Here is a 21,982-nt window from a genome sequence, read left to right as displayed (position 1 = left end):
CTATGACCATGCCGCCGCCAGATTACGCCGCCTACCCCCCGAATCCTGAGCAGCCGGTGAAGCAGAAGAACACCGTCGGTTTGATTGCTGTCATCACGGCCGTGATCGGCTTCGTCTTCGCCTGCATTCCCGGTGCTCTCATCGTCGGGTGGATTCTGCTCCCGATCGCTTTCATCCTCGGCATCGTGGGTCTATTCCAATCCGGCAAGGCCAAAGGCACAAGTATCGCTGCAGTCATCATCGCTATCGTGGGCACCATTGTCGGTTTCATCGTCTTCTTCACCGTGGTCACAGATGCTGTTGACGAAGCGTTCGGCGGATCGGACCTATCGGTAGCCGAATCCACGTCCGGCGATAGTCCCGTGACAAGCGGCGACAGCCAAGACGCTCCCGGCAGCCGGGACAACCCCCTTCCCATCGGCGCGTCGGTCGTCAACGACGAGTGGAACATCGTTCTTGGTACTCCCCGCGAGGCCGGCGATGAGGTCAGCGCCGAAAACCCGTTCAACGATCCTCCGGCGCCGGGAATGGAATTTTGGATCGTGCCGGTCACGGCAACCTATACCGGTAATGACACCGGACTCGCCTGGACCGATCTGACGGTCAAGTTCGTTGGCTCGGACAACAAGACGTACAGCGACAGCTGCGGCGTGATCCCCGATAACCTCAATGACGTGGACGAGGTCTATCCCGGTGGTATCGCGGAAGGGAACGTCTGCGTTGCTGTTCCGGCCGGAGCCGACGGATTGTGGTCGGTGTCTGCAGGTTTCACCGGTAAGCCCAGCTTCTTCACCACCAGCTAGCTGTACCCGGTCGGGACGTCGGTAGCAGGCGTGTCGACTTGATGCGAAGAGAACCTCCGAGCGGGGTGGGGCTTGTCTCAGGCCCACATCCGCTCGGAGGTTCTCTTGTCCTACGGTAATGTCCGCACGACCTATCTCGGAAGATTGCTCCTCGTCGAGGGCCACCGAGACGACTGGCCCAAAGCGCATATCGCCAGCGCAATGGGGTTTTCCCGTGAATGGGTGTCCACTCGGGTGATCCGGTACCGGATCGAGGTCGAGGCAGGATGATACGCCCGGTTATTCCCACCCGCACACGATGCCGATCCGTACCGCGGTGGATATCGACGAATCGTTGCGCTGCGCGCGTGTGAACGGCGTGGACCGGACTGGCTCGCAGTTTGGGTAGAGCGCCTACAGCCCTTCCAGCACTCCCACCAGATCCTGGAGTAATGCATCGGTGCGGGCCTCGATCTCGTCGAAGACGTCGGTGAGGTCCTCGAGGGCCTCAAGATCTCGGTGCCGGGCGGCAGTGCCGCGGTCGTAATAGCCGGAACTGAGGGTGACATCGGACTCGACCGGCACACCGGTGTCGTCCTGTGGAAGAACGGGCAGCGTCCTACGTATCGGGACCTGGCCGGACAGGTGTGCCCGTAACAGCGCCGATACCGATTGTGGGGTCATCGGTTGCGCATGTGGAAGGTGACCCCAGCGGTCGATCGGACACAGCAACGGCTGGCGGGCCTGCTCCGCATCGAGCGGATCCACGAGGATTTCGATGGGGTCGGTGAGGTGATGGCGCAGCAGATGGGTGCCGGGATATTGATCGAGGAACGCTTGGATCTCCGCCCATCGCCGGTAGATCTCGACCGCGGGGTTGTCCCCGGTCTCGGGATCCGGTCCGAGCCGGAACTGTTCGCCGGCCCGGGTGGTGACCATGGGGGTGTTGCCGTCGAGGCGGAGGTCGCGGCGGCGCAGCCGGGTGATGTCGGTGAAGCTCATCCCGGTCGCGGCCAGGATCAACAGGAGGGCGTCGCGGCGGCCGAACAGGCCGCTCGGCCAGCCGGTGGTGGGCAACTCGACGGCTCGCTGCAGCAGTAGCCGTCCGAGCCGGTCGAGACGCGAGGCTCGGGTGGTGTCGAGGTGTCGGCGCACGGTCTCGGTCCGACCCGGCGGCGGGTAGCCGTGGCGGGTGTGGACGGCGTTGATCGCCGACAGGCGGCGTCGCTGCGTCGCGACCGCGGCCGGGTGTTCGTGCAGGAACAGTGCCAGGGTTTCGGGTGCGGCGGGGATGGGGCGGTGGTCGGCGGCCGCGCACCAGTCGGCGAACAGCGCCCAGTCGTGCCGGTAGCGGGCGGGGATCTTCAGGCCGAGGTCGGCATCGTGAACATCGGTGCGGCGGTGAACTGTCCGATCAGCGTGGATCATCGCGCTCAAAGCCCAAGGTTGGTGACGGCGTTGCCGATCAGCGGGGCGTGTTCGCGGGCGTAGGTTTCGAGCATGGCGGGGGTGCTGTGCCCGGTCTGGCGCATGATCGCGTGCGCGGAGGCGCCGTTGCGGAAGGCCTGGGTGACGAACCCGGACCGCAGCGAATGCCCACCGAGCTGCTGGACGATCTCGGGATCGTAGCCGGCTTGGGCGGCGCGGCGCCGAATGGCCTTGTGCACTGCCGCTCCCGACAGGGCGGTGTCGGAGAGGTTGCCGTTCTTGCGGATCGACCGCAGGAACGGCGACGCCGGAACCATGCGCGGCCGCACACCGCGGCACACGTGCGCTTCGAAGGGTTCGGCGGTGCGCAGCAGCCGGATGACAGCGGGGCGGCCCCCGGAGTCGAAGGCGGCGACGACCTGCGCCCACCGCAGCCACGCACACGGCGGACAACTGACGTGGCTGTGGGTGAACGGCAGGGCCCGGACAGTGCCGCGGCCTTCCTGATCGGTCTTGGTCTTGCGGAGTTTGATGTGCAGGCCGTCGAGCCGGTGCAGCGAGATGTCACTGCAGTTCAGGGCGACGAGTTCGCTGCGGCGGAACGCTCCGGCGAAGCCGAGCAGCAGGATCGCACTGTCGCGACGTTCCAGCACCTCCGCGGCCCAGCTATCGCTGTCCGTCCGCGCCCGCTCGACGATGGTGACGATGTCGGCGGTGAGCAGCGGCGCCCGCGGGGTGCGGGGCCGCTCCCCCGCCGCGGCGTAGTCCCGCCGGATCCCGGACAAGGTGGCGGTGACCAGTTCGTCGCTGCCGGGGGCGGGATAGCCGGCGCGGCGGTGGTGGTAGCCGATCCCGGCGACCCACCGGGCCAAGGTGGAGGGGGAGTAGGCCCGCTCCCCCGCCTCGGTCACGGTCGCGGCGGCATCGAGGAGATAGGCGGCGACGGTGAGCGGATGCGCCGGCAACGCGACATGCCCTTCGCGCTGGCACCAGGCGGTGAACCGCTGCCAGTCCGCGGCGTAGTTGCGGAGCGTCGACTCGGACCGTGACCGCGAGACGGTCCCCGCCACCTTCGCGAGGTCCTCGGCCGACAGCGCCGGAACTGTAGGGTCCCCGGGGGTCGGCACCGGCACGAAGGGGTCGTCCGGGCGGCGGTTGATCAGGTCGTCGGGCACGAAACGGGAGCCTACCGGCCCGCACCGACATGATCGGACAGGAAAACGCGCTCAGCTGGGGTTTCGGCGTTGATGGTGCGCTAATGACAATTAGCGCACCACCACACGTGTTTGACATAAGCAGCCAAACTCCAGCGCTCATCCCCGACCCAGTCCTTCCCTCCGGAAGTAGAGCGTCTCAACTCCTCAGCCCCATCCGAACCGATCGGGCCACATCAGATACACCAAGTCATAGCCTTATGATTAAACCGATTTTCCCACAATAGTTTTCGGCACACGTGCCCTGTCATTCCTTACCAAAACGTGCGACCGAGATCAGACTGTCGATGTACTGTGCCAGATACCAAGAACTTGTTGTGTCAACCAGTAATTTGGTCGCCTCTCGGTTGCGGATCGAGGCGCTTCGGTGGCATGCTCGCGCGGCCTGTCGACACGAACCACGGTTACCGGGGTAATCCACGATCCATGGCGGTAATGAGCCGATGGAGTCTGCATACCGGTGGTGAGGTCGAGCACGGGCCGTGGATCGATCACATCGCTTCCGACCTGGCCTGCACAGGTCTGCGGACGTGGGCCATCACGGAGGAGACCGGAAAGCTCAGTGACCATACTTGGGTGGCCTGCATCGTGCGCCTCACTACGTAGAGGCATGCATCGTGTGCACGGCACGGTGTGCCGCGCATGATGGGGTGGTGCCGAATATCGATGTAGAGCCATACCTCGAAGCCGTCCTGGACACTGCCCGGGAGGTGCTCGGTGCGGAGTTCGTCGGGGCGTACGCGGCCGGGTCGCTCGCCCTGAACGCCTTCCATCCCGGCCGCAGCGACATCGACATCGCCCTGCTCTGCCGCGACCCCCTGAGCGAAACGATGAAGCGGGAGTTGATCGCTCGGCTGCGGCACAGCGCCCTACCATGTCCGGCCCGGGGCCTGGAACTGGTGGTCTACACCATGGCTACGGCGCAGTCGGGCACCGGAGAACCGGGCTTCGAGCTCGAGTTGAACGACGGGCCGGACATGGCCTTTCGGCAGACACTTCAGCCCACAGACCGCCCTGCAATCGACGGGACGTTCTGGTACGGACTGGACCGCAGCATCCTGCACCAGAGCGGCCGGGTGTTGGCGGGACCGCCGGCCCCGGAGACATTCGCCGAGCTGGCACCGGAGGAACTACAGAGCCTATTGGTCGACTCGCTGCGCTGGTGGATGGCGCTGCCCGGCCCAGCCGATGACCGGCCCGCACCCGGAGCCGACGACGCGGTCCTCGGAGCCTGTCGCGCGCTGGTTCGACATCGCTACGGGAAGTGGCTGTCCAAAATCGACGCCGGCCGACGGTTACTCGGGACCGGCTACCAGCCGGTCGAGGCGATCGAACAGTCCATCGCAGCACGCTCCGGTGAGCTTCCGCCTTCAGGTCGGCAAGCATGGACTTTCCAGGAAGGCGTGCTGCACGAGCTCCTGGCTGCGACCGAACGGCCCGCATGACCATCGTCCGGATCGGCACTCCTACTGCCGCGCTCTCAGGTGCCGATACATGACCATTCCCGCGTGGTACAGCACGTCGTCGCGGAACTCACCGTCGGCGGAAAAGCCGGTGTCGTCACGGTAATAGATCATCGTTCCTTCGATCCGGTAGTCACCGGTGTAGGCAGCTTCCCGGCTGCCGCGGGCCTCGACGTATCGCCCCTCCGGCAGGAGACGCTGGCGGATGTTACCGTCGGCGGTCACCCACAGTCCGACGAACGGGTGCCCGGCTTGTTTCATGTCCTTCACTTCCCTGGAGGTCGTCACAGTGTCGCCGCCACCCGCCCGATGATGGCGTTGCGGGAACGGATCACGGCCTCGCGCAGGGCGTCGATGTCCTCGCCGACCAGCGAACCCGCCCACTTGCGCGGGTTGCCGGCGACGAGGACGGTGTCGATGTTGCGTGCGTCGGAGCCGAGCACGAGGGTGCCGACGGCGTCGTTGAGCGGCATGTTGTTGATGTCGTCGGCGCGGACGATGAGCAGGTCGGCCTCCTTGCCCGGTGTCAGCGAACCGGTGACGTGCCCGAGCGCGTTGGCATGCGCGCCTTGCAGGGTGGCGAAGTCGAGGACGTCGCGGGTGGTGATCCGGTTGCGGGTCTCCTCCGTTCCGTATGCAGCATTGGTGGCGCGCATGCGTTGGATGGCATGCAGGGTCCGCATCTGGGTGAACATGTCGCTCGCGAGCGCGACCTCCACGTCGATGCTCAGACCCGGCCGGATCCCGACGGCGAGAGCCTCGTCCACAGCGGGCACCGCCGATTCGAGGCCGATCTGGGCGTCGGAGGTCGGGGCGAGGGAAACCGTGACACCGGCATCCCCCATCGCCGTCCATGCCTCGGGGGTCAGGCCGGTCGCATGGATCAAGGTGAGGGTCGGATCGAGGATCCCCATCCGTGCCCAGCGCAGGATCGCCTCCGACGACGGTATCCCGAAAACCGCGTCGATGCTCGTCCACACACCGAGATCACGTGCGAAAGCAGCGAGTTCGGGCCCGTAGGCGATCGCAGGTCCGGCGATCTCGTCGGTCGCCAGGGCGGCCAGCCGCACCGTGACGAGACCGTCTGCGGCATTGTGGAAGTCGCTCACCAGCCGGCTCATATCCTTGGGCCATTGGCGATCCCATTCACCGAAGTGTGGACCCATCGAGGCATGCACACCCCGAATTCCGGTGTCGATGAGCGCATTCAGTGCAGCATCGGAATGCGCGGAAGTGCGGGAGTTGTGCGAGAAGTCGAGCATGGTGGTGATGCCCGAGTCGAGCGCGGTCAGCGCGGCGAGACGGGTACCGATGTACATGTCCTCCGGTGCGTAGTTCGGGGCGACGCCGGCCAGGGTCGACATGACATATTCGCCGAGGTCGGAAACGTCGGGAATGCTCCGGCGCAGTTGCGCTTCCCAGGCGTGACGGTGGGTGTCGACGAAACCGGGGCCGACGATCGCGCCGCGGGTGTCGACCACGAGTGCCGAGGCTGCTGCGGCACCGTGCCCGGGATCGGAGCGTAGGTCGGCGCCGATCGCGATGATCTGCGAGCCGACGAGCAGGACGTCGCCGGCATCGAGGTCCGGGATCGAGGGGTCCATGGTGACGACGGCGCCGCCGGTCAGCAGGATCGGACGGTCGCTGTCGTGGGCCGCGGTGAAATCGGCGAGAGTTGTCTTCATTGTGGTGGCTTTCCGATGAGTGTCAGGCGCGGTGGAAGGTGTAACCGGCGTGCTGCAGGGTGCCGTCGACGAATTCGCCGAATGCCCAGAATCCGAGGTCGTCGCGGTAGTCGATGCGGTCGCCGGTGATCCGATAGGAGCCCTGATATGCATGCGGGCGTCCACCGCGGGTCTCGTCGTAGCGACCGTCCGCGGTCAGGTGCTGGTGCACGAAATCCGTTTCGTCGATCCAAGTTCCGAGATGACGGTCCGATGCCACGTCCGTGGCGGTCGGGGTCTCCGTCGGGTCGTCGGCGTGGACCGATCGACCGCCCCAGAGGGCGATCTCACCGTCGACGACGACCGTGTGCGCGGCGTCGGCATCATCGATGAATCGTTGCAGCACATCTGTTTCCGAGTCGTCGCGAGAAACGGGCAGGATCGCGAAGGTTGCCGGATTGCCGGGTGCAAGCGCGGATGGTGACCGGAAGGAAGTCGGACGCAACCCACGGAGCCGCATGACGTCGACGATTGCGGGCACGATGACGTACCCGGCGCAATCGATGACGATGGCACCGTCGTCGTCGGCAGCGGTCAACAGGCCGGGGCCGATACCGACCACACGAGAGCCACCGAGCAGGACGTCGCCGCGGTCGAAATCGCCGATCAGGGAGTCGCCGGTGATGATCCGGGCATTGCCGAACAGGAGCGGACGATGCCCGCCGGCGTTCTCGCGGATGAGTTCGAACAATTCGGGAGTGAAGGGGATGGTCATGTGTACTCCAGATGAGGATCGGGTTGCCGGGAGATCCGGCGAGTTCCACTGTCGGGGCGGATGGGCGGCCGGAACAGGCCGGTGTGTGCCTGGGTGCACCAGGGCCTGTCTGTACCGCATCCGGGGAGCTAGCGTCGTCTCATGGCCTCCACCGAACTCGGAACCTTCCTCAAGGCGCGACGCGGGCACGTGCAGCCGTCGGATGTCGGCATCACGGCGCAGTCGGGGCGGCGGGTCTCCGGTCTGCGTCGCGAGGAAGTTGCCATGCTCGCCGGTGTCAGCGTCGACTACTACACGCGACTCGAACAGGGTCGCGAACGGAATCCGTCTCCGGCGGTTCTCAACGCCCTCGCCGGCGCACTGGCTCTCGACACCGACCTGCGCGAGCATCTGTTCCGTCTCGCGGGACTGGCTCCGACACCGCCCACTCCGGTGCGGAAGACCGTGGACGATTCGCTTCGGGAGCTTCTCTCATCCTGGTCGCACACACCCGCGCTCATCATCGACCGCCGGTTGGATGTTCTCGCGTACAACGAGCTCGCCGGTGCGCTCTACAGCGGCTTCGAGCGCATCGACAATCTCGTGCGCATGACCTTCCTCGATCCCTTCGGGCGCCGCTTCTTCACCGATTGGGAGCGCGCCACGACGTCGTGCGTCGCGAATCTCCGGCTCGCTCTGGGCCACACCGGCTCGGTCGACGACGTTCGTGCCCTCGTTCTCGAGGTGCACGATGCGAGCGCGGAGTTCCGCGAACTGTGGAATCGGCACGATGTGCGGGGCAAAACACACGAGGCCAAGGAGTTCCGGCATCCTGCCGTCGGCGATCTCGTCCTCGAATACAACGCATTCGACGTTCGCAGCGCACCTGGACATCAGTTGATCGTGTACCGGGCCTCCGCCGGCTCGCCCAGTGACGACAAACTTCGGCTGTTGGGATCCCTGGCGGCGACCACCGACCGCTCGTGATTCCTCGTTCCGGACCCCGTGGTCCTCTACATGATTACGGTGGTTCGTAGCCGACTGCAGTAGCCAGGAGGATTTCTCCCATGAGTTCGTCCGACGACTGGAATGCGCAGGTGATCGCCGAGTTCCGGGCCAACGGAGGCCGGGTCGGCGGCAACTTCGAGGGTGCGCCCATGGCGCTCGTGCATCATCGGGGTCGCAAGAGCGGTCGCGAGACGGTGACTCCGACGCTGTATCTGCCGGACGCGGAGGACGCCGCGACCGTGTACGTCTTCGCGAGCAAAGGGGGTGCACCTTCCCACCCGGCCTGGTACTACAACCTCACCACCGCCGGTCGAGCGGAGGTCGAGATCGGCACCGAGACCTTCGAGGTCACGGTAGAAGAGATCACCGGCGCCGAGCGCGACCGTATCTATGCCGAGCAGGCTCGCCGCTACCCCGGCTTCGCCGAATACGAGGTGAAGGCCCGCGGGGTGCGCACCATTCCGGTCCTCGCTCTCCGACGACGCTGACCTGCTTGCACCCCCGGAACTACGAGATCCCGCCGGCACGCGCCGACGGGATCTCCCGTGACCGGCCACCCAGGCCGGGACGACTTCCGGGGTATGCCTATTTACGCCCCGCCTGCCACTGCATGCCCCACCCGAACGCGCGGTCGAGGTCGGACTGGCTGCCGTCGATGTACTGCACGAGACGCTCGACGGTGATGCCCTGCCCGGTGTTCTGCAGCATCGCGATCGCGCAGATGCGCGCGCTGTTGTTCGGCGAGTCCAGACGCACCTCGATCTGCGGACCCGACGGCGGGGTCAGCGTCACGACGCCGTCCACGGCAGCCCAGTTCGGCGCGCCCTCGTAGATCATCGCGAAGATCAGCACACGCTTGAACAGTTCGGGGCGCTCGAGGTTGACGTGCATGTTCTCGCCGCCGGTGTTCGAGCCGGTGCGGTCGTCGCCGTCGAGGTGGATGTACGGCGGGGTGTTCAGCGCCCCGAAGCTGTTTCCGAGCGCCTGGATGACACCCTTGGATCCGTCGGCGAGTTCGAACAGGCAGCCGAGGTCGAGGTCCACCCCGCCGCTCGCGCCCATGAGCTTCGAGAGGAAGCCCTTCTTCTGCTCACCGCGCGACCAGTTGAGGTTCACCCGCGTGACACCCTGCCCGGACCCGGCCTTCGACAGGCTGACGGTGGGAGATTCCTTGGTGAGGTTGATCTTGCTGAGGTTGACGCCGCCGGCGTTCTGCTCGGGCTTCTTGTTGTAGTCGATGGCCATGTCGAGCCTTTCGTCGGAGTGGCTGCGCGCGGTTGCGCACGGAGTACGGAAAAGCGATGGGAGCCCCCGATCCGAGATGTCGGATCGAGGGCTCCCATCGGCATGTGGTTCGAACCGTCGAGGATCAGGGGATGCTGGTCTTCACAGCATCTTCGCCTTCCCTCGCCGCGATCTTGCGGTTGCGGTAGATGCTCGAGCCGAGCGCAGCACCGATCAGGGCGACACCGACCAGGCCGGTGACGACCTCCGGCACGTGCGTGCCGATCGAGTACAGCAGGATCAGTGCCAGCGCACCGATGGCCCAGTGAGCGCCGTGCTCGAGGTACACGTAGTCGGACAGCGTGCCCTTGCGCACCAGGAAGATGGTGATCGAGCGGACGAACATCGCGCCGATGAAGCCGAGACCCAGGGCGATGATGATCGGGTCGGACGTGATGGCGAAGGCGCCGATGACACCGTCGAACGAGAACGACGCGTCGAGCACCTCGAGGTAGAGGAACAGGAAGAAGCCGGCCTTACCGGTGGCCTTCGCGAGACCGCTCGGTCCGCCCTCGGGCTCCTCGCCTTCCTCGGGGACGTGGAACATCTCCCCGAGGCCGTTGACCGCGATGTAGGTGATCATGCCGAGCGCGCCGGCGATCATGACGGTCGAGACCTTGTCGTCGGGCGCGATGACGGTGGCCGTGATGAGCAGCAGCGTGGTGGCGACGACGACCTCGAGCTGCTCGAGCTTGCCGGCCTTCGCAAGAGGACGCTCGAGCCATTCGAGCCACTTGATCTCGCGATCTTCGAGGATGAAGTGCAGGAAGAGCATCAGCAGGAACATGCCGCCGAACGCCGCGATCTGCGGATGCGCATCGGTGATCAGGGTCTCGTAGCTGGGGCTGCCGTCCGGGAAGTAGGCGGCTCCGTCCGGCGGCGGATTCAACGCGAGGTCGAGTGCCGCGATGGGGCCGAGTCCGGACGCCACCCACACGATCGCGAGGGGGAACACCAGACGCATACCGAAGACGGCGATGAGGATGCCGACGGTGAGGAAGATCTTCTGCCAGAACTCGCTCATCCGGCGCAGCACGGTCGCGTTGATGACCGCGTTGTCGAACGACAGCGAAACCTCGAGGATGCCGAGGATCACGCAGAGGAAGAGAGCTTGCGGGCCGCCGTAGAGGAACGCCACCACGAGAGATATGACGGTGACGGCCATCGACGGACCGAATATTCGCAGAACCACGAAGCGTGGCCTTTCTAATCGGAATCAGGGCGTTGCAGGGTGGTTACTGCACATCGGTTCCGGCTTCGGCACTGCGACCGAAGCCGGAACCCGAAGAAACGAACTAGACGTTGACGCCGTAGTCGCGGGCGATACCCGCGAGGCCGGACGCGTAGCCCTGGCCGATGGCGCGGAACTTCCACTCCGCACCGTTGCGGTACAGCTCGCCGAAGACCATGGCGGTCTCGGTCGAGGCGTCCTCGGACAGGTCGTAACGAGCGAGTTCGTTGCCGCTCGCGCGGTCGACGACGCGGATGTACGCGTTGCGGACCTGGCCGAACGACTGGCTGCGGGAATCGGCATCGTAGATCGAGACCGGGAAGAAGATGCTCTCGATGTTCGCCGGGGTGGCGGCGAGGTCGACGTTGATGACCTCGTCGTCGCCTTCGCCCTCACCGGTGCGGTTGTCGCCGGCGTGCTCGATGGCACCGTCGGGCGACTTGAGGTTGTTGAAGAAGACGAAGTGCTGGTCGGAGACGACCTTCTTGTCGGCCCCGGTAGCGATGGCGCTGGCATCGAGGTCGAAGTCGGTGCCGGTGGTGGTGCGAACGTCCCAGCCCAGGCCGACGGACACTGCCGTCAGGTTCGGAGCTTCCTTGGTGAGGGAGACGTTTCCGCCCTTGGTCAAGCTGACGCCCATGCGGGGTCCTTTCGATCGTTCCAACGGTCGACGTACCGGTCTGGGGCACGCCCGGTGTGCGTTTCTCCCCACACTAGTTGTTGGCGTGGGGTACGCCCATATCCACTATGCCCGGTCCCGCGGACCACTTCCGTGACCCGCACGAACCACAGTTCCGACCGGCGGAAAGGTGACGGATCGGCCCGGTGGACGTGCGCCCAGTACCATTCGGTTCTGTGGCGAGCCGATGGACGCGCCGCCTGTTCGGCGGGGGAAACACGGAAGATCCCGCGGCTCGTCGTGCACACGATGCGATGGTCGCGGCGTTCCTCGACATGGACAAGCGCCAGTCCGTCATCGAGGCCGGTGTGGCCGCGTCGTACGAGCTCGAACCCGAACGGCACCTGCTCCGCCAGTGGGATCCGATCCGGCAGGCGTGTTATCGCGCCGGTGAGACGTATCTCCAACTGGCAGTGACGGATCCGGAACAACCGCTCGCACCCGCCCCGGCCTACGAGCAGGCACTGCGGCAGATAACCGAAGCAACACGAACACTTGATGAATTCTTCGGAAACAACCGGGGTCACCTCGAGCACATGACGGCCGTGGCGAACACCGTGCCCGAGCTCGCGCACCGGATGCGCACCGAGGCGCGTAGGACTCTTGCCGAGGTGCAGTCTCCGGATTTCGTTGCTTTTGCGCACTATCCGTCGGTTCGATCCGCCACCGAAGCGCTCGAGAAGACGCTGAACAGCCTCGATGCGGCACACGGCGTGGGCGCGACCCGCACGGCCGCCCTCTGGGTCGAGGAAGCGACCACTGCTCTGCTCGACGCCCTCGCCGCAGCACCGGGACGCCGCGACGAGGCCGCCCGCACCCTCGCCTCGGTCACCACCAGGATCGGAGCGGTCCGGACCCGCACGGAAGGGCTCGCTCCGGCCTTCTCCGCGCTGCTGCGCGAGTTCAATGCGGCCAGTTCCGCCGACCTCTCCGGGAACGAGAAACAGGCCGCCGAACTGCTCGCTCGCGCGGAGGACCAGCTCGGACGCGCTCGGGCGGCGGCGAAGGACGGCCGCCCCGAGGAAGCCCTCGAGCTGGTCACGGCGATCCGCGCCGAACTGTCCCGCGCCGAGGAACTCGTCGACGCCGTGACCGCACGACTCGCTACGCTGCGTTCCGTCCGGCAGAATCCGGGGGCCAAGGTCGACGAGGTGCGGTTCCGCCTCCGTGACGCACAACACCTGGCCGTGCAACGCGGTCTCACCGCAGAATGGGGTTCCGTTCTCGACTCGCAGTTGAGCCGGATCGACAGGGCCGTCGACGCACTCACCGGTGTGCACCCCGACTACTGGGCCTACGTCAGAGATTTGGATGCGGTGTCTACCTTCATCGCAGGAGTGGTCGATCGGATGAGAGGACGGACCGAGAACGCATGAGGGGGGCCACGATTACCGAAGTCCGCGCCATGCAGCACTTTCGGCATCTCGACGGCGCAACGATGGAGGAGTTGTTCCTGCACCGTCCCGAGCCGTTCGGGCACAGCGACGATCGCGACCGCCTGGCGACCGCTCTCGGCGCCACGCTCTACGTACCCGCGACGCGCGGCGATCTCGTCGCGACCATCACGAAGCGTGCGGCCGAGGGTGTGACGTCGATGGTGCTCGACCTCGAGGACGCCGTCGCCGACGACGAGGTCGAGCAGGGCCTGCAGAACGCCGTCGCGACACTCGATGCGCTCGCCGAACGCGGACCGTCGCCGATGATGTTGTTCGTCCGTGTCCGCACCGCCGAGGGTGTCGGGCGGATTGCGTCGATGCTCGGTGCCGGCAAGGCCGTGCTGACCGGATTCGTGGTGCCGAAGTTCACCGCCCGCACCGGTCCCGCCTTCCTCGAGGCCGTGGCCGCGGCGTCGACATTGCTCGACCGTCACCTCTACGCGATGCCCGTCATCGAATCGGCCGAGGTCGTCCACCGCGAGACCCGCGACGGTGAATTGCGTGCGATCTCCGGCATCCTCGCCGAACATCGCCACCGTGTCCTCGCCGTCCGGATCGGTGCGACCGACATGTGCGCGACCTTCGGTATCCGGCGCGACCGCGACCTGACGATCTACGACGTGCGGGTCGTCGTCGACGTGATCGCCGACGTCGTCAACCACCTCGGACGTACCGATGGAACGGGTTTCGTCATCACCGGTCCCGTCTGGGAGTACTTCGCCGATCACGAACGCATGTTCCGCCCGATGCTGCGCTCGACGCCCTTCGAGGAGCAGGACGCCGTGCTGTTCCGTCAGCAGCTCGTCAGCCGCGACCTCGACGGTCTGCTGCGCGAGATCGCCCTCGACCGCGCCAACGGTATCCAGGGCAAGACCGTCATCCATCCGTCGCATGTCGCTGCGGTGCACGCTCTGTCGGCCGTGACGCATGAGGAGTTCCACGATGCGACCGACATCCTCGATCGCGACACCGGTGGTGTGCAGGCCTCGGGATACGGGAACAAGATGAACGAACGACGACCCCACCGCACGTGGGCCGAGCAGACCCTGTTGCGCGCGTCGGTGTTCGGTGTCACCCGTAAGGGGATCACCTTCGTCGACCTGCTGACTGCGCTGGTGGACCGATGACCGACATCCTCGATATCCCCTGGGCCACCGCAGAGCTCGGATTCGCTCTCGAACATGTGGAGTCGTCGTGCGGTTACACGGTTCCCGAGCTCGTCCGGCCGGGGCTGCGGCGCAATCCACGACGCGCACACCTGCTCGTCTCCACGGTCCTCGGCAAGCACATCCCCACCGAACCGGCCGCAGTGCGCGGTGCCGGTCACCGGCTCGGCCGGCTCGTCGCCGACCTCCTCGGTGATGCAGCATCCGACGCCGTCGTCATGGGATTCGCCGAAACGGCAACGGGTCTCGGTCACTGCGTGGCCGACGCCCTCGACGCCGCGTGCTACCTGCACTCGACGCGACGTCAGGTTCCCGGAGCAGAGGTGCTCACCGGATTCGAGGAGGGGCACTCGCACGCGACCTTTCACCTGCTCCAGCCGACCTCCGGCGCACTGTTCGCCAACGCCGCGCCGCTCGTCCTCGTCGACGACGAGATCTCCACGGGTGCAACGGCCCTCGACGCCATCCGTGCGCTGCACCGCGATCATCCGCGTGATCGTTACGTGCTCGCCTCCCTCGTCGACATGCGGTCGGAACAGGATCGGCGCCGGACTGCTGAGGTCGCGGCGGAACTCGGCACGAGCATCGAGCACGTGAGCCTGGCCGCCGGGCGATCCGTCGTCCCCGACGATCTCGTCGCGCGGGTCGCGGCGTTGCCCGACCCCCTCCTCAATCCGATGGGCGATCGACGCGGCGACGTCCGGTTCCTCCACGCGGCGTGGCCGTCCCATGTGCCCGACGGTGGGCGCCACGGGATGCTGCGCACCGACGCGGCGGCCTTCGACGCGGCTCTGTCGACGCTCGCCGACACGATCGCGGACGCGCGCTACGCCCGGCGACCCACCGTCGTCGTCGGACACGAGGAACTGATGTACCTGCCGCTACGACTCGCCGAGGCACTCGTCGACCGCGGCACCCCCGCCCGATTCCAGACCACGACGCGCTCCCCCGTCCACGTGATGGACGTCGACGGATATCCCTTGCGCCGCGGATTCCGTTTCATCGCACCCGAACACATCGACAGCGAGTTCGAGAACGAGGTGCCGCGTTTCCTCTACAACGCGCAGTGGCCCACGCCGACCGAGGTGCGCGCCGAGCTGATCCTCGTCGTCGACTCGCCCGCCGACACCGATCGTCTGCGCGCACCGGGAGGTGTTCTCGACGTGCTCACCTCTGCCGGCGAGGACGTCCTCGTCGTGATCGTGCCCGCCACCGATCCGGCGGTGCTGCGCACCCACAGGGAGACCGTATGACCGTGCCACTGACCGGACCCGAGTTCGGCTCCTACGCACCCGACGAGGTGACGTGGCTGCTCAAGGATCTCTCCCACGCCGACCTCGAGGGTGATATCGCCGAGCGGGAGGCACGGATCCAGGCGGGTCTCGCGCACTACGCGGAGTCCCTGCCGATCGAGTACCAGCCCGACGCCGCCTACCGCGAGCTGTTCGACAAGGCACTGGCCGGCACAGCGGGCCGGTTGGCGCACGCGGTGGGCACGGTCACCGAACTGCTCCTCGCCGAACGCGGAACCGACCTGACACTCGTGTCGCTCGCGCGGGCGGGCACCCCGATCGGCATCCTGATCCGCCGGTGGGCACTGCACCACCACGGCCTGACGCTGCCGCACTACGCCGTGTCGATCGTCCGCGGTCGCGGAATCGACTCCGCCGCTCTCGACCACATCACCGCGCGGCACGATCCCGCTTCGGTCGTCTTCGTCGACGGCTGGACGGGTAAGGGCGCGATCGCGCGTGAACTGTCCGCTGCACTCGCCGAATACACCGCGCGAGGCGGTCCCGTCCTGTCCGACGACCTCGCGGTCCTCGCCGACCCCGGCCACTGCGTCCGCACCTACGGCACGCGCGACGACTTCCTCATCGCCTCGGCCTGCCTGAACTCCACCGTCTCCGGGCTGGTCTCGCGAACGGTCCTCAACGACAGCCTGATCGGCCCCGGAGAGTTCCACGGCGCCAAGTTCTACGCCGAGCTGGCCGCGGACGACGTGTCGAACCATCTGCTGGACACCGTCACCGCGGAGTTCGACACGTGCGGCGACGTCGCGGCGGCTGCGCAGGCGGTGCTCGAATCCGACCGCACCCCCACCTGGGCCGGCTGGGAGTCCGTCGAACGGGTGCGGGCGCAGTACGGCATCTCGAGCGTCAACTTCGTCAAACCCGGTGTCGGAGAGACCACGCGCGTGTTGCTGCGCCGCGTCCCCTGGAAGGTGTTGGTACGCGACATCACCGCCGACGAGCACGCCCACATCCGGATGCTCGCGGCAGCCCGCGACGTTCCCGTCGAGGAGGTCCCCGACCTGGCCTACTCCTGTATGGGACTGATCAAGGACCTGCCGTGAATGCCCCATCCGCGACCGGCACTGCGCCCGCACTGGTCGCTACCGATCTCGACCGCACCCTCATCTATTCGCGCGCGGCGATGACCGGCGACCAGTTCGACACGCAGGATCTGCTGTGCGTCGAGTACTACGAGGGCGCACCGCTGTCGTACGTCACCGATACTGCGGCACAACAACTTCGCTCCCTCGCCGACGAGGTCGCGATGGTGCCGACGACCACGCGCACACCCGAACAGTTCCGCCGCATCGAACTGCCCGGCGGTCCGTGGCGGTATGCCATCGCGAGCAACGGTGGGTCGATCCTCGAGGACGGGCACATCGACCCGCACTGGCGCAGGACTGTGGAAGCAGCGGTACGCGAGGAGGGCGCGAGCCTCGACGAGGTGACGACCGAACTGCGTCGCCGCATCTCCGAGGACTGGATGTCGAAGTTCCGCATCGCCGACGAGTTGTTCTGCTATCTCGTCGTCGACGTCGCAGCGCAACCGGCGGGATTCCTCGACGACTGGCACGAGTGGTGTTCGACGCGCGGCTGGAACGCCTCGCAGCAGGGCCGGAAGATCTACACGATGCCGAACAGCGTGTGCAAGAGCCGCGCGGTGGCCGAGGTGCACCGGCGGCTCCGCGACCGCGGAGTGCTCGCCGACGACGCCCCGGTCTTCGCTGCGGGCGACGGTGCGCTCGATGCGGAGATGCTGAAGGCCGCCGACGCCGCGATCCGGCCTCGCCACGGCGAACTCGAACTGATGGACTGGCGTCACCCGAGCGTCTCGGTGACCGACGCCGCGGGCGTCACGGCCGGGGAGGAGATCCTCGCCTGGTTCGCCCGTTCCGCTCGTCTTCCGGTCGCTTCGTAGAGTAGAGGTTGCCCGGTCACCGACACAGTGAGGACACATCTCTTGCCGACTCCGCTCTCCAAGGGTCAGAACGGACCGCTCACCGCGTCCGACGTCGTCGTCTCGCTCGAGCTGACCACGCCCGCCGATCTGTCCGCACTGCTCGTCAAGGCCGACGGCAAGGTGCGCTCCGACGCCGACTTCGTGTTCTTCAACCAGCCCACCGGGCCGGGCGTGCGTCTCGTACCCGGTGCGCCCGGGCAGGCGGCCTCGCTCGCCGTGTCGCTCGCGCAGGTTCCCGCCGACATCGATCAGGTACGTGCCGTGATCACCCTCGACGACGCGTCGAGCAACTTCGGCCGGTTCGCACCGCCCACCGCGCGCGTGTCCGACAGTGCGGGAACGGTGTTGTACGAGTACCGGATCGACGGACTGAGCACCGAATCCATCGTGATCGCGCTGGAGCTGTACCGGCGCCAGGGCGCGTGGAAGGTCCGCGCTGTAGGCCAGGGATATGCGGGCGGTTTCGCGGCGCTGGTGACCGATCACGGTGTCAGCGTCGACGACGCACCCGCCCAGCCTGCCGTCGCACCCCAGCCCGCCGCACCTCAGCCCGTCGCTCCCACGCCCGCTCCGGCTCCGCCCGTGCAGCAGACTCCGCCTCCGCCGGTGCAGCAGACCCCGCCCCCGGCGTATCCGGCACAGCCGGCATCTCCGGCACAGCCCGCGGAGATCAGCCTCACGAAGAACCGCCCGGTGAGCCTGGTGAAGGGCCAGAAGGTCACCCTCCGCAAGGACGGCGGCGTCGCGCTGACCTTCCTGCGCATGGGGCTCGGCTGGGATCCAGTGGAGAAGCGTGGCCTGTTCGGCAACCGTTCCGCCGACATCGACCTCGACGCCTCGGCCGTGATGTTCGCCGACAACCAGATCGCCGACGTCGTGTACTACGGCCAGTTGCAGTCGAAGGACGGCTCGATCCAGCACCAGGGCGACAACCTCACCGGCGCCGGTGAGGGCGACGACGAGGTGATGCTCGTCGACCTCACGCGTGTCCCCGCCCATGTCACGACGGTGATGTTCATCGTGACCTCCTACAAGGGCCACACCTTCGAGCAGGTGCAGAACGCGTTCTGCCGCCTCGTCGACGGCACGATCGATACCGAACTCGCCCGCTACACGCTGCAGGGTGGCATGCCGTTCACGGGCATGGTCATGGCGAAGGTCTACCGCCAGGGCAGCGAATGGAAGCTTCAGGCCATCGGCGAGGGCATGCAGGCGAAGCATCCCGGTGAGGCCGCGCCGCAACTGGGCCGGTTCCTGGCCGTCTGACCGGTGGGCGAACTCTTCACAGCGGGACGCAACGCCCCGCTGCCGACCCGCGCCGTCCGTTTCACGGCGACCGCATCCGTCCCGCTGGACGTGTGCGCGTTCGTCGTGGACGACGGCCTGCAGGTGGCGTCCTCCGACGACGTCGTGTTCTACAACCAACCGGCGACGGCAGGCGTTCGGCTCGAGGGTGAGGTGATCGTCGTCGACGTCGACGCGGTCCGTCCCGGCGCACGCGTGTTGTGCGCGGTGGGTTGCGAGCGCCCCGCAGCGGTGTCGACCTCGCTGTCCGACGCGGCGGGCACCGTCCTCGCGTCGTTTCACGTGGAACCGGTGGTCGGTACCGAGACGGCGGTGCTGTGCTGGGAGCTCTACCGTCGCCACGGCGAATGGAAGATCCGCGCCCTCGGTCAGGGATATGCCGGTGGCCTCGCCGAGATGTTCACCGCGCACGGAGTTGACGTCGAGTCCCCCTCCGACACGGAGGAGGTAGCCGCCCCCGGGCCCGGCCCGGTCATCGGACTGTCCCCTCTCGAAGTGCTGTGGCGGATCTTCGAGGACGCCGCCCGATCGGCCGCCGCGTACACGTCGAGTGTGGAGTTCGCGCAACACCGCTTCGACGACGAACTCTCGGCAGCGGTGGCCGACCGCGCCCGCCGTATGGGTCCCGGAGCCGATCGTGCCCGGGCACGTGCGCAGCAGCGCTACGACGAGCTCGTCGGTGTCGCCGAGGCCCGCTACCGCGACGACAGTGCCGTGCTCGCCGCCGAGCTGCTCACCGTCGACGCGACGTTGCCGCCCGCACTCGCGTCCTGGATCTCCCCGGCCTGGATGTATCTGCACCTGCCGAGCGACGGCGTGCGGGTGGGTGAGGTGACAGCTCCCGATCTGGGGCCGCTGCGCATCCCCCTGTTTCTGCCGGCGCCGCTCACGCGACCGTTGTGGATCGACGGTGATCCGGCCGAACTCGGTCCCGTCGTGTCGTCCATGGTCGTGCGGCTGCTCACGGCCCGGCCCGACACCCTGTTGCACCTCGTCGATCCCGGGCGGACGCTGCCCGCACTCGAAACGCTCACCGCAGGGCGCCTCGCCGGACCGTCCGTCCACGACCGGTTGCAGGTCCCCGCCAAGCTGCGAGGGCTGGCCGACGCGGCGGACCTCGACGCGCTCGCCCGGCAGGTCGACGCGGACACCGCATCACCCGTGTTGCTGGTCCTCGCCGGATTCCCCTACGGCTACGACCACGACGACCTGCTCGAGATCGTCCGGATCACGCGTACCGGCAGTGACGGTCGGGTCTCGGTCGTTCTGGCGGGAGATCCCCCGGACGATCGGGTCGCGGAGATCCTGTGGGACGAGGCGCAGAAGCTTCCCGTCGACGGTGAGCTGGCCGATCCGTGGACGGGAGGCCGATGGACGTTCGTTCCCGACAGCCTGCCCGCCGAGACCGAGCATCTGCGCGGCGCGCTGGGTGGGAGTTCGCTTCCGGACTGATCGTCCCCTCGCACAGAGGGATCAGCGCCGATCGACGAGTGTCGTGGCATCGGGCGCGTACACGGTCATCCAATGCGGATCCAGGCGGTAGTAGATCACCTCCTCGTCCCAGTCGAAGGCGTCCCCGCCGTAGAACGACTGAAGGTAGGCGAGCAGTTCGGGCCAGTCGTCGGCCGGCTCACCGCCGCGCGGGTTGAGAATCTCTACGTGGCCGTGTGTGAACACGCCGAGGTCCTCCCCGCGCATGTGCGCCGCGCTGGCCGCGGGACGCGCGGCGAGATGCCGGGCCTTGGCTGCAGTGGGGGCGGTGCCGAAGTACCACTTGCCGTGCAGGAAATGTCCGTCCACAGCACTGATGCGCGGTTCCCCGCCGGCGGTGACCGTCGCCAGCGAGAGGACGCACATGCCCGTGAGCACCTCGACGAGCTGCTCGGCCGTGAGGGTCCGCGACGCGTCGACGATCGACCTCAGGTGGGATGTGGACCGGGACAGCGACGTGTCGAGGAGCACCTGGAGGTCGGCGAGCTCGGTGGGGGTTTCGTGCATGGCTCCATGTTCACATCACCGAGGCTCACGGGACCCGACAGTTCCTGCTCTGTTCTCCTCGCCGATGTCTGCTCTCGGGGAGATCACCGAACGCGGGTCACCCGCATGGAGGACCCGTCATCCCCCGGTCGGCCGACGCGCGCCGACCCCGCCGCATCGCATGGTGAGGATCATGACGGTCACCGGTTCGACGACGCGACAGCAACGTATCCTCGCCCTCGACGTGGCCCGGGGGATCGCCATCCTCGGCACCTTCGCCGCCAATGTCTGGATCTTCACCGACCCCGCCGGGATCGTCGGATATCTCGCCTCGATCGGCACCGATCCGTGGCCGCAACGCATCCTCATGCAACTCGCGCAGGGAAAGTTCCTCGGGTTGCTCACCCTGATGTTCGGGATCGGCCTGGCCGTGCAGGCGGCGTCCGCTCAGCGAGCGGGGCGGCCGTGGCCCGGCGGTTACCGGGTACGCGCCGCCCTGCTCTTCGTCGACGGGGTGGTGCACTACCTGCTCGTCGCCGAATTCGACATCCTCATGGGGTATGCGCTGACGTCCGTGCTCGTGTGCGGGCTCGTGATCTCCTCCCGTCGTGTGCGGCTGTGGGTCGCGGGTACGGCCGTCGCTGTTCACGCGCTGGCCGTGACCGCGCTCGTCGTGGCGCTCGCCAGTTCACCGCCGAATGCGGAGACCCCCGAGCTGACCACCGCCACCTGGTGGGACATGATCGTCTTCCGCGTGGACAACGCCGCTGCGTTCCGCGCCGAGGTGATCTTCGTGATCCCGATGACGGTCGCGCTGTTCCTGACCGGCGCCGCACTGTATTCCTCCGGGCTGTTCGACAGCAGAGGTGCGGTGCTGCGCCGGCGGCTGATGGTGGTCGGGGCGATCGCAGCACCGCTCGACCTCGCCGTGGGTCTGTTCGGCGGTGCCGCAGGTGTATTCGCAGCGCGCTACGGCATCGCCCCGTTCGTCGCGCTCGGCCTGCTGGCGTGGATCGCCCACTTCTACATCGGCAGGTCCACCACCGGCACGGTCGGCACCGCCTGTGAACGCATCGGGCGGACCGCGCTGAGTTGCTACATCCTGCAGAACATCGTCGCGTCGGTGCTCTGTTACGACTGGGGATTCGGTCTGGCGAAGACCGTGGACCCCGCCATGCGGGTCCCGTTCACGATCGCGGTGTACATCGCGGTGGGAGCGGTGATGGTCGTCGGATCCCGTTGGTGGCTCGGCCGATTCCGCCAGGGACCGGTCGAATGGGTGTGGCGGGTGTCCTACGAGCGGCTGACGGAACGTCGCTGACGTGTCGGGTTGCCT

General features: G+C 67.0%; 21 protein-coding genes. 12 read left to right on the top strand and 9 right to left on the bottom strand.

Annotated elements, in window-relative coordinates; all coding sequences use genetic code 11:
• Positions 1-2 precede the first annotated feature (2 nt).
• A complete protein-coding gene (locus ACPCXD_RS00230) occupies positions 3-803 on the top strand; it encodes a DUF308 domain-containing protein (RefSeq protein WP_143543581.1) in 801 nt (266 codons plus the stop codon).
• A gap of 393 nt (positions 804-1,196) precedes the next feature.
• Here ACPCXD_RS00230 and ACPCXD_RS00225 read toward each other — a convergent pair whose 3' ends face one another.
• Both ACPCXD_RS00225 and ACPCXD_RS00220 read right to left on the bottom strand, forming a co-directional pair.
• The gene (locus ACPCXD_RS00225; RefSeq protein WP_088899343.1) at positions 1,197-2,210 is read right to left on the bottom strand and encodes a site-specific integrase; all 1,014 of its coding nucleotides are present in this window, start codon (positions 2,208-2,210) and stop codon (positions 1,197-1,199) included.
• Positions 2,211-2,215: 5 nt separating this feature from the next.
• Positions 2,216-3,385 (bottom strand): tyrosine-type recombinase/integrase, encoded by a 1,170-nt coding sequence (locus tag ACPCXD_RS00220; protein ID WP_088899344.1) that lies wholly within the window; start codon positions 3,383-3,385, stop codon positions 2,216-2,218.
• Positions 3,386-4,077: 692 nt separating this feature from the next.
• On the opposite strand from ACPCXD_RS00220, the gene ACPCXD_RS00215 reads away from it, so the two are divergent.
• Positions 4,078-4,869 (top strand): nucleotidyltransferase domain-containing protein, encoded by a 792-nt coding sequence (locus ACPCXD_RS00215; protein WP_088899371.1) that lies wholly within the window; start codon positions 4,078-4,080, stop codon positions 4,867-4,869.
• 21 nt (positions 4,870-4,890) lie between these two features.
• Here the strand turns inward: ACPCXD_RS00215 and ACPCXD_RS00210 are convergent, their stop codons facing one another.
• From ACPCXD_RS00210 to ACPCXD_RS00200, 3 genes are read right to left on the bottom strand one after another with little or no spacing between them, the layout of a single operon-like run.
• A complete protein-coding gene (locus ACPCXD_RS00210) occupies positions 4,891-5,148 on the bottom strand; it encodes an Atu4866 domain-containing protein (RefSeq protein ID WP_006550703.1) in 258 nt (85 codons plus the stop codon).
• Positions 5,149-5,171: 23 nt separating this feature from the next.
• Positions 5,172-6,572 carry an amidohydrolase family protein gene (locus tag ACPCXD_RS00205; RefSeq protein ID WP_423657783.1) on the bottom strand — a complete coding sequence of 467 codons (1,401 nt, stop codon included), beginning with the start codon at positions 6,570-6,572 and terminating at the stop codon, positions 5,172-5,174.
• Between the two features lie 22 nt (positions 6,573-6,594).
• The gene (locus ACPCXD_RS00200) at positions 6,595-7,326 is read right to left on the bottom strand and encodes an Atu4866 domain-containing protein (protein ID WP_016692566.1); all 732 of its coding nucleotides are present in this window, start codon (positions 7,324-7,326) and stop codon (positions 6,595-6,597) included.
• A gap of 141 nt (positions 7,327-7,467) precedes the next feature.
• Here ACPCXD_RS00200 and ACPCXD_RS00195 point away from each other — a divergent pair, with 141 nt between their 5' ends.
• The gene (locus tag ACPCXD_RS00195; protein WP_016692565.1) at positions 7,468-8,292 is read left to right on the top strand and encodes a helix-turn-helix transcriptional regulator; all 825 of its coding nucleotides are present in this window, start codon (positions 7,468-7,470) and stop codon (positions 8,290-8,292) included.
• Between the two features lie 80 nt (positions 8,293-8,372).
• Complete coding sequence (locus tag ACPCXD_RS00190; protein ID WP_423657780.1) at positions 8,373-8,801, top strand: nitroreductase family deazaflavin-dependent oxidoreductase; 429 nt, start codon at positions 8,373-8,375, stop codon at positions 8,799-8,801.
• A gap of 97 nt (positions 8,802-8,898) precedes the next feature.
• On the opposite strand, the gene ACPCXD_RS00185 is transcribed toward ACPCXD_RS00190, so the two are convergent.
• The 3 genes from ACPCXD_RS00185 to ACPCXD_RS00175 form a co-directional block, all read right to left on the bottom strand.
• Positions 8,899-9,558: a TerD family protein gene (locus tag ACPCXD_RS00185; RefSeq protein ID WP_016692563.1), complete on the bottom strand. Its 660-nt coding sequence runs from the start codon at positions 9,556-9,558 to the stop codon at positions 8,899-8,901.
• Positions 9,559-9,682: 124 nt separating this feature from the next.
• Entirely contained in the window at positions 9,683-10,789 is a 1,107-nt protein-coding gene (locus tag ACPCXD_RS00180; RefSeq protein WP_423657778.1) for a DUF475 domain-containing protein, read from the bottom strand.
• 103 nt (positions 10,790-10,892) lie between these two features.
• Entirely contained in the window at positions 10,893-11,468 is a 576-nt protein-coding gene (locus ACPCXD_RS00175; RefSeq protein ID WP_016692561.1) for a TerD family protein, read from the bottom strand.
• A gap of 293 nt (positions 11,469-11,761) precedes the next feature.
• Here ACPCXD_RS00175 and ACPCXD_RS00170 point away from each other — a divergent pair, with 293 nt between their 5' ends.
• From ACPCXD_RS00170 to ACPCXD_RS00140, 7 genes are all read left to right on the top strand, one after another.
• Complete coding sequence (locus ACPCXD_RS00170) at positions 11,762-12,883, top strand: serine/threonine-protein kinase (RefSeq protein ID WP_423658795.1); 1,122 nt, start codon at positions 11,762-11,764, stop codon at positions 12,881-12,883.
• A 29-nt stretch (positions 12,884-12,912) separates the two neighbouring features.
• Positions 12,913-14,070 (top strand): HpcH/HpaI aldolase/citrate lyase family protein, encoded by a 1,158-nt coding sequence (locus ACPCXD_RS00165; RefSeq protein WP_423657776.1) that lies wholly within the window; start codon positions 12,913-12,915, stop codon positions 14,068-14,070.
• Complete coding sequence (locus ACPCXD_RS00160; RefSeq protein ID WP_423657774.1) at positions 14,067-15,362, top strand: phosphoribosyltransferase family protein; 1,296 nt, start codon at positions 14,067-14,069, stop codon at positions 15,360-15,362. Before ACPCXD_RS00165 ends, ACPCXD_RS00160 begins: the two co-directional genes overlap by 4 nt.
• Positions 15,359-16,465, top strand: a complete 1,107-nt coding sequence (locus ACPCXD_RS00155; RefSeq protein WP_016692557.1) for a cysteine protease StiP family protein — start codon at positions 15,359-15,361, stop codon at positions 16,463-16,465. The genes ACPCXD_RS00160 and ACPCXD_RS00155 overlap by 4 nt, the downstream gene beginning before the upstream one ends.
• A gap of 80 nt (positions 16,466-16,545) precedes the next feature.
• The gene (locus ACPCXD_RS00150) at positions 16,546-17,322 is read left to right on the top strand and encodes an HAD family hydrolase (protein WP_202400426.1); all 777 of its coding nucleotides are present in this window, start codon (positions 16,546-16,548) and stop codon (positions 17,320-17,322) included.
• Between the two features lie 42 nt (positions 17,323-17,364).
• Entirely contained in the window at positions 17,365-18,630 is a 1,266-nt protein-coding gene (locus ACPCXD_RS00145; RefSeq protein ID WP_258260086.1) for a TerD family protein, read from the top strand.
• A 3-nt stretch (positions 18,631-18,633) separates the two neighbouring features.
• Positions 18,634-20,121: a TerD family protein gene (locus tag ACPCXD_RS00140; RefSeq protein WP_423657771.1), complete on the top strand. Its 1,488-nt coding sequence runs from the start codon at positions 18,634-18,636 to the stop codon at positions 20,119-20,121.
• A gap of 21 nt (positions 20,122-20,142) precedes the next feature.
• Here ACPCXD_RS00140 and ACPCXD_RS00135 read toward each other — a convergent pair whose 3' ends face one another.
• Entirely contained in the window at positions 20,143-20,667 is a 525-nt protein-coding gene (locus ACPCXD_RS00135) for a PNPOx family protein (RefSeq protein ID WP_160877406.1), read from the bottom strand.
• Positions 20,668-20,839: 172 nt separating this feature from the next.
• Here ACPCXD_RS00135 and ACPCXD_RS00130 point away from each other — a divergent pair, with 172 nt between their 5' ends.
• Entirely contained in the window at positions 20,840-21,967 is a 1,128-nt protein-coding gene (locus ACPCXD_RS00130; RefSeq protein ID WP_419957109.1) for a DUF418 domain-containing protein, read from the top strand.
• Positions 21,968-21,982 lie beyond the last annotated feature (15 nt).

Source organism: Rhodococcus sp. AB351, assembly GCF_049538275.1.
GTDB lineage: Bacteria > Actinomycetota > Actinomycetes > Mycobacteriales > Mycobacteriaceae > Rhodococcus.
The sequence above is the reverse complement of the archived record's forward strand: the minus strand, read 5'-3'. Positions and strand labels throughout refer to the sequence as shown.

Excerpts from the sequence above, each read along its gene's own strand:
- ACPCXD_RS00230 (WP_143543581.1), top strand. The coding sequence starts at position 3 with ATGACCATGCCGCCGCCAGATTACGCCGCCTACCCCCCGAATCCTGAG.
- ACPCXD_RS00185 (WP_016692563.1), bottom strand. The coding sequence starts at position 9,558 with ATGGCCATCGACTACAACAAGAAGCCCGAGCAGAACGCCGGCGGCGTC.
- ACPCXD_RS00160 (WP_423657774.1), top strand. The coding sequence starts at position 14,067 with ATGACCGACATCCTCGATATCCCCTGGGCCACCGCAGAGCTCGGATTC.
- ACPCXD_RS00210 (WP_006550703.1), bottom strand. The coding sequence starts at position 5,148 with ATGAAACAAGCCGGGCACCCGTTCGTCGGACTGTGGGTGACCGCCGAC.
- ACPCXD_RS00150 (WP_202400426.1), top strand. The coding sequence starts at position 16,546 with ATGACCGGCGACCAGTTCGACACGCAGGATCTGCTGTGCGTCGAGTAC.
- ACPCXD_RS00195 (WP_016692565.1), top strand. The coding sequence starts at position 7,468 with ATGGCCTCCACCGAACTCGGAACCTTCCTCAAGGCGCGACGCGGGCAC.
- ACPCXD_RS00130 (WP_419957109.1), top strand. The coding sequence starts at position 20,840 with ATGACGGTCACCGGTTCGACGACGCGACAGCAACGTATCCTCGCCCTC.
- ACPCXD_RS00200 (WP_016692566.1), bottom strand. The coding sequence starts at position 7,326 with ATGACCATCCCCTTCACTCCCGAATTGTTCGAACTCATCCGCGAGAAC.
- ACPCXD_RS00190 (WP_423657780.1), top strand. The coding sequence starts at position 8,373 with ATGAGTTCGTCCGACGACTGGAATGCGCAGGTGATCGCCGAGTTCCGG.
- ACPCXD_RS00175 (WP_016692561.1), bottom strand. The coding sequence starts at position 11,468 with ATGGGCGTCAGCTTGACCAAGGGCGGAAACGTCTCCCTCACCAAGGAA.
- ACPCXD_RS00165 (WP_423657776.1), top strand. The coding sequence starts at position 12,913 with ATGCAGCACTTTCGGCATCTCGACGGCGCAACGATGGAGGAGTTGTTC.
- ACPCXD_RS00135 (WP_160877406.1), bottom strand. The coding sequence starts at position 20,667 with ATGCACGAAACCCCCACCGAGCTCGCCGACCTCCAGGTGCTCCTCGAC.
- ACPCXD_RS00225 (WP_088899343.1), bottom strand. The coding sequence starts at position 2,210 with ATGATCCACGCTGATCGGACAGTTCACCGCCGCACCGATGTTCACGAT.
- ACPCXD_RS00205 (WP_423657783.1), bottom strand. The coding sequence starts at position 6,572 with ATGAAGACAACTCTCGCCGATTTCACCGCGGCCCACGACAGCGACCGT.
- ACPCXD_RS00170 (WP_423658795.1), top strand. The coding sequence starts at position 11,762 with ATGGTCGCGGCGTTCCTCGACATGGACAAGCGCCAGTCCGTCATCGAG.
- ACPCXD_RS00155 (WP_016692557.1), top strand. The coding sequence starts at position 15,359 with ATGACCGTGCCACTGACCGGACCCGAGTTCGGCTCCTACGCACCCGAC.